The 6,062-nt window shown below is 70.1% G+C and carries 7 protein-coding genes; 5 read left to right on the top strand and 2 right to left on the bottom strand.

Going from position 1 to position 6,062, the window contains the following annotated elements; genetic code table 11:
• Nucleotides 1–234 precede the first annotated feature (234 nt).
• The 5 genes from ispH (at nucleotide 235) to VGD32_RS00635 (ending at nucleotide 4,928) form a co-directional block, all read left to right on the top strand.
• The gene (ispH, locus tag VGD32_RS00655) at nucleotides 235–1,194 is read left to right on the top strand and encodes a 4-hydroxy-3-methylbut-2-enyl diphosphate reductase (RefSeq protein WP_331029979.1); all 960 of its coding nucleotides are present in this window, start codon (nucleotides 235–237) and stop codon (nucleotides 1,192–1,194) included.
• A gap of 72 nt (nucleotides 1,195–1,266) precedes the next feature.
• Nucleotides 1,267–2,178, top strand: coding sequence for a DUF4232 domain-containing protein (locus VGD32_RS00650; RefSeq protein WP_331029976.1), 912 nt, complete (start codon nucleotides 1,267–1,269; stop codon nucleotides 2,176–2,178).
• Between the two features lie 40 nt (nucleotides 2,179–2,218).
• Nucleotides 2,219–3,412, top strand: a complete 1,194-nt coding sequence (locus tag VGD32_RS00645) for a glycine C-acetyltransferase (RefSeq protein WP_331029975.1) — start codon at nucleotides 2,219–2,221, stop codon at nucleotides 3,410–3,412.
• Between the two features lie 8 nt (nucleotides 3,413–3,420).
• Nucleotides 3,421–4,461, top strand: a complete 1,041-nt coding sequence (gene tdh / locus VGD32_RS00640; RefSeq protein ID WP_349256715.1) for an L-threonine 3-dehydrogenase — start codon at nucleotides 3,421–3,423, stop codon at nucleotides 4,459–4,461.
• Between the two features lie 14 nt (nucleotides 4,462–4,475).
• On the top strand, nucleotides 4,476–4,928 hold the full coding sequence (locus VGD32_RS00635; protein ID WP_331029973.1) for an opioid growth factor receptor-related protein: 453 nt from the start codon (nucleotides 4,476–4,478) through the stop codon (nucleotides 4,926–4,928).
• On the opposite strand, the gene VGD32_RS00630 is transcribed toward VGD32_RS00635, so the two are convergent.
• Both VGD32_RS00630 and VGD32_RS00625 read right to left on the bottom strand, forming a co-directional pair.
• Complete coding sequence (locus tag VGD32_RS00630; RefSeq protein WP_331029972.1) at nucleotides 4,929–5,318, bottom strand: hypothetical protein; 390 nt, start codon at nucleotides 5,316–5,318, stop codon at nucleotides 4,929–4,931.
• A 92-nt stretch (nucleotides 5,319–5,410) separates the two neighbouring features.
• Nucleotides 5,411–6,016, bottom strand: a complete 606-nt coding sequence (locus VGD32_RS00625; protein ID WP_331029971.1) for a thermonuclease family protein — start codon at nucleotides 6,014–6,016, stop codon at nucleotides 5,411–5,413.
• Between the last annotated feature and the right edge of the window lie 46 nt (nucleotides 6,017–6,062).

Here is a 6,062-nt window from a genome sequence, read left to right as displayed (position 1 = left end):
CCTGCCGCTGCTGGTCATCCGGGCGGCGCTGGGCGGCGGCGAGCTCTGGAACCGCGGTGGCGGCCGCGGCCATCAGCAGGACGGCGGTGAGCAGGGAACGGCGCATTGGGAGGTCGTCCAAAGAAGAAAGGGCGGGCGCCGACATCGGCTCCGCGATCGTCCCCTACTAATGGTTCTCGAATGCGGCTGCAACGCGGCTGGAGTTCGCGGCCCCGAGCCCTTACCTTGCGCGGCATGTTGCAAGACCCCCGCCCCCGCCGCCCGCTGAAGGTGCTGCTGGCCACCCCCCGCGGCTTCTGCGCCGGGGTCGACCGCGCCATCCAGATCGTCGAGCGGGCGATCGAGAAGTATGGCGCGCCGGTCTATGTGCGCCATGAGATCGTGCACAATCGCCACGTGGTCGACCGGCTCAAGGCCATGGGCGCGGTCTTCGTGCGCGAACTCGACGAATGTCCCGACGACCGGCCGGTGGTCTTCTCGGCCCACGGCGTGCCCAGGTCGGTGCCCGCCGGGGCGCAGGCGCGCCGGATGCTCTATCTCGACGCCACCTGCCCTCTGGTCTCCAAGGTCCATGTCGAGGCCGAACGCCACCACGCCGCCGGCCGGCACATCATCCTGATCGGCCACGCCGGCCATCCCGAGGTCGTCGGCACCATGGGCCAACTGCCGTCCGGCGCCATAAGCCTGGTCGAGACGGTCGCGGACGCCGAGGCCTTCCAGCGCCCGGGCGACGCGCCGCTGGCCTACGCCACCCAGACCACGCTGTCGGTCGACGACACCAGCGAAATTCTCGCCGTGCTCAAGCGCCGCTTCCCGGAACTGCCCGACCCGCACAAGGAAGACATCTGCTACGCCACCACCAACCGGCAGGAGGCGGTCAAACGGCTCGGCGCCGGCTGCGAGCTGGTGCTGGTGGTCGGGTCGAAGAACTCGTCCAACTCCGTTCGTCTGGTCGAGGTGGCGCTGCGGGCCGGCGCCCGCGACGCGCGGCTCGTCGACGACGCCTCCCAGGTCGACTGGTCGTGGCTGGACGGGGTCTCCACCCTTGGCGTCACGGCCGGGGCCTCGGCGCCCGAACCGCTGATCGAGGCGCTGGTCGAGGCCGTGCGCGCCCGCTTCGACGCCGAGGTGATCGAGGACGCCGGCGCCCGCGAGACCGTGACCTTCAAGCTGCCGCGGGTGCTGACGGCCTGAGGACCGGGCTTGCGCCGGCGGAGCCTTTGCCGTTGGCTGGCGTTAGGCTTCGCGACCAGCCCGGGGATGACCATGCGTTTTCGCACCGCCTTCGCCGCCCTCTCGATCGCCGCATTTGCGGCCGCCTGCACCCAGGAGGCCGAGGCCCCGCCGCAGCCGGTGGAGCCCTCGCCCGCGCCGGCCACGCCGCCCGCCCCGCCGATCAGCTACGCCTGCGAGAGCGGCCAGTCGGTCACCGTCGCCTATCCCGACACCGCCACCGCCCAGCTCACCTACCGCGGTCAGACCTATTCGCTGCGCACCGTCCAGTCCGCCTCCGGCGCCCGTTATTCCGGCTCGGATCTCGAATGGGCCACGGTCAACCGCGAAGGTCAGGAGAGCGCCACGCTCAGCCGGCTGGGCCCCAACGACGATGTCGGCATCGCCGTGCTGGAACGTTGCAGCCGTCCCAGCGTCAGCGCGGTCCCGACCGGACCCGCTCCGGCGCCCCAGCCGGTTCCCGGCGGCGCGCTGCCCTCCGCCGCGCCCTGCAAGGGGCCGCAACTCAAGCTGTCGAATGAAGGGGGCGACGCCGGGGCGGGCAACCGCGTCGTGAATATCGGCGTCCAGAATATCGGCGCCGCGGCCTGCAGCCTGACCGGCTACCCCGGCGTGGCGCTTCAGGACCGGCAGGGGCGGGCCCTGACGGCGATCCGCAGCGAGCAGAGCCTGGGCAGCTATTTCACCCAGGGCCAGCCGATCGTCCCGGTGACCCTCGCGCCGCAGGCGAAGGCCGCCTTCGAGCTGGCGTGGAGTGTCGTGCCCAATGAAGCCATGGGCGAGAAGACCTGCCCGTCGGCGGCCCGGCTGCGCATGACAGCCCCCGGCGACACCTCGCCGGTCACGCTGGGCATGACGTTCACACCCTGCGGCGGCCGGGTCCGGGTCAGCCCGATCCGTCCGCTGACCGGGGCCGCTCAGCCGGCGCCGGCCCCCGCCGTCTAGGGGCTTCAAACCACGCCCAAAACGGCGTAGCGGAGCGCGCATGACAGCCAGCTTCTACGACCGCGTGCGCGCGGACCTCGCCGACATCGACGCCCAGGGCCTGACCAAGCCCGAGCGGGTCATCGCCTCCCGTCAGGGCCCGGTGATCAGGGTCGGCGGCCGCGATGTGCTCAATTTCTGCGCCAACAACTATCTCGGCCTCGCCGGCGACGAGCGGGTCGTACAGGCCGGGATCAGGGCCCAGCAGGACTGGGGCGCGGGCACCGCCTCGGTGCGCTTCATCTGCGGCACCCTCGAGATTCACAAGGCGCTGGAGCGGGCCATCGCCGGCTACCTCGGCTTCGAGGACACGATCCTGTTCGCCGCCGCCTTCGACGCCAACGGCGGTATCTTCGAGCCCCTGTTCGGGGCCGACGACGCCATCGTCTCGGACAGCCTCAACCACGCCTCGATCATCGACGGCGTGCGCCTGTGCAAGGCCAAACGATACCGCTTCGCCAATTCCGACATGGACGACCTCGAGGCCCAGCTGAAACAGGCCCGGGCCGACGGCGCGCGCGAGATCGTCATCGCCACCGACGGCGCCTTCTCGATGGACGGCTATATCGCGAAGCTGAAGGACATCCGGGCCTTGGCCGACAAATACTCGGCCCTGATCATGGTCGACGACTGCCACGCCACCGGCTTCCTCGGCCCGCAGGGCCGCGGCTCCTACGCCCACCACGGCGTCGAGGTCGACTTCGTCACCGGCACCTTCGGCAAGGCGCTGGGCGGGGCCATGGGCGGCTTCATCTGCGCGAAGTCGGACGTCGTGGCCCTGCTCAAGCAGCGGGCCCGGCCCTACCTGTTCTCCAACGCCCTCAGCCCCGCCGTCTGCGGCTCGTCGCTGGAGGCCATCCGCATCGCCGGCGGCGAGGAGGGCGACGCCCTGCGCACCCAGCTGTTCGCCAACGCCGCCCGCTACCGCGCCGCCATGACCCAGGTCGGCTTCAACCTGCTGCCCGGCGAGCACCCGATCATCCCGGTCATGCTCGGCGACGCCAGGCTGGCCCAGGACATGGCCGCGCGCATGCTGGAGCTCGGCGTCTACGTCATCGGCTTCAGCTTCCCGGTGGTGCCCCGCGGCCAGGCCCGCATCCGCACCCAGATGTCGGCGGCCCACACCTTCGAACAGATTGATCAAACGGTCGCGGCGTTCACGACGGCCGGCAAGGAATTGGGAGTCATCGCGTGACCGACACCATGAAGGCCCTGGCCAAGACCCGGCCCGAGGTCGGCCTCGAATTGATCGACGCCCCGATCCCGGTGGCCGGGCCCGAGGACGTGCTGATCAAGGTGCACAGGACCGCCGTCTGCGGCACAGACATCCACATATGGAACTGGGACGAGTGGAGCCAGAAGAACGTCCCCGTGCCGATGATCACCGGCCACGAGTTCGCCGGCGAGATCGTCGCCATCGGCAAGGACGTCGACCGCCGCCTCAAGGTCGGCCAGCGCGTCTCGGCCGAAGGCCACGTCATCGACCTGAACTCGGAGGCGGCCCGCGCCGGCCATTTCCATCTCGACCCGGACACCCGCGGCATCGGCGTCAACCGCCAGGGGGCCTTCGCCGAATACGTGGTGGCCCCCGCGTTCAACGTCATCGAGCTGCCGGATGACGTGCCCTACGAGATCGGCTCGATCCTCGACCCGTTCGGGAACGCCGTGCACACCGCCCAGCAATTCGACCTGCTCGGCGAGGACGTGCTGGTCACCGGCGCCGGGCCGATCGGCATGATGGCCGCCGCCGTCGCCCGGCACGCCGGCGCCCGCACCGTGGTCCTGACCGACATCAACGACTTCCGTCTCGAGCTGGCGCGGAAGGTCGCGCCCGGCGTCCGCACCGTGAACACCACGAAGGAAGACCTTCGCGACGTCATGCACGAACTCGGCCTCAAGGTCGGCTTCGACGTGGCGCTGGAGATGTCCGGCTCGCCGATCGCCTTCAAACAGTGCGTCGACACCCTGATCATGGGCGGCGGCATGGCGCTGCTTGGCATTCCGTCGAAGCCGATGGAGACCGACTGGGGCCAGATCATCCTCAAGGCCCTGACCATCAAGGGCGTCTACGGCCGCGAGATGTTCACCACCTGGCGCAAGATGCTGGGCCTGCTCAAGGCCGGCCTCGACCTGACCCCGCTGATCACCCACCAGATGTCCTACGAGAATTACCGCGAGGGCTTCGAGGCCATGCGCTCCGGCCAGTCCGGCAAGGTCGTGCTCGACTGGGACAAGGCGGCGTAGGGGCGAACCGCAGCATGGCGTCGAGGCCTGTCCTGGCCTTTCTGGAAGGCGAGGGGCCGGACGCGCGCGGGCGGACGCTGTTCGACGTGCTCGGCTTCGACGACGCGGCGCTGGAGCTGACCCACGACTTCATCCAGTGGCTGTTTCCGCTGCCGGAGCCGTCGGGCGCCGTGCCGGACGCTCCGGTGCTGACCGCCGACGACATGCAGGCGATCCACGACTCGATCCTCGCCCAGTGCGCCCTGGCCGCGGCGACGGACCGGATGGAGGCCTTCTACCGCGCGACCTCGAGCTGGCTGCGGCTGCACGACCACAACCACCTGCGGATCACCCGCATCATCCGCTCGCTGCGGCTGCTCCGCGGAGACGAGGAGGCGGACGCCTTCCGCGCCGCCGTCCTGTCCATGGTCGAGGCGGCGCGGGCGCCGGTCAGCGCCCGCAGCCGCGGCTACTGGTCGACGGCCTGATCAGGCGGCGGCCGGCTCCTTCTTCATCGTCGCCATGAAGACGATGATGACGAACAGCAGCATCGACAGGACCAGCATGATCTCGGACGCGATCATCGCCGGCATGAACAGCGGCTTCTCGAGGATCAGCAGCGTGAGCGACGGCATCAGGATCAGGAAACCGAGCACCGACAGGGCGAAATGCACCATCGGCAACCAGCCGCGCGCCGCCGCCGGGAACGAGCGGTAGAACAGGCCGAACAGCATCATGGAGGCGAAGCCCAGCAGGTTGATGTGGGCGTGCACCGGCCTGAGGACGAAGTCCTGGTTCGCGCCCATCCAGACGCCCAGCGACATGCCCACCAGGGCCGACAGCACGCCGAGGCGCAGGAAGTTGTTCGATACCGACATTGTCTTGGTCCCTCCGACAAACGGCGGTCCGTAAAGCGCCGTTCTCCCAAGCGATCAAGTTACATCTGATTCAGTCTGAGGGCGCAAACCGGTCAGGACGCCCGGCGCCACTGTTCCGGCCGGTCGAACGACCCGTTCCAGGCCCCCGCGCCTCCCGCCTCGGCCGCGAGCTCCTCATCGACGTAGTCCCGGCTGTAGCGCCGGTAGGCCAGCGCCAGACCCCCGGCCACCAGCGCCTCCGCCACATCGACTCCCTCGCGTTCGCAGCGGCTGACCTTGCGGCCGTAGCGGTCGGTGTCGAGGACCTCGCACGCCAGCCTCCGTCCTTCAGCGCGCGATTTCAGCGCGCGCGTCGCGGCGGCTCCGCAGGCCCAGGGTCCTTGCGGCCGGTCGCACATCTGGTCGCGTTCGAAGGCGTCGATGCCGTGCAGCCGGACCCGGACGCCGCCCACATCCAGGGTGTCCCCGTCGATGACGCGGGCCACGCCTTCCAGCCGCTCGGCGCCGGCGTCCGCAACCGCCTCAGCCCTGGCCGGCTCGGCTTCGGCGTGGGCGGTGTCGGCGCCGGGTCGAAGGATCACCGTCACCGCCAGCACCATGACCGCCAGCACCAGCCCCTCGGTCAGCATCCCGACCCGGCTGCGCGTGCGCGTCCACGGGCCCGTCGTGCGGCGGGGGTCCCGGCGTCCTGCCATCATTGCACCTGTCGAGCCATGCCCGGCAGGGTGGGCGGTCAACCTTTCC

The organism is Brevundimonas sp., assembly GCF_036402095.1.
Lineage (GTDB): Bacteria > Pseudomonadota > Alphaproteobacteria > Caulobacterales > Caulobacteraceae > Brevundimonas.
Note: the sequence above shows the minus strand (reverse complement) of the source record. Positions and strands in the feature narration are given on the sequence as shown.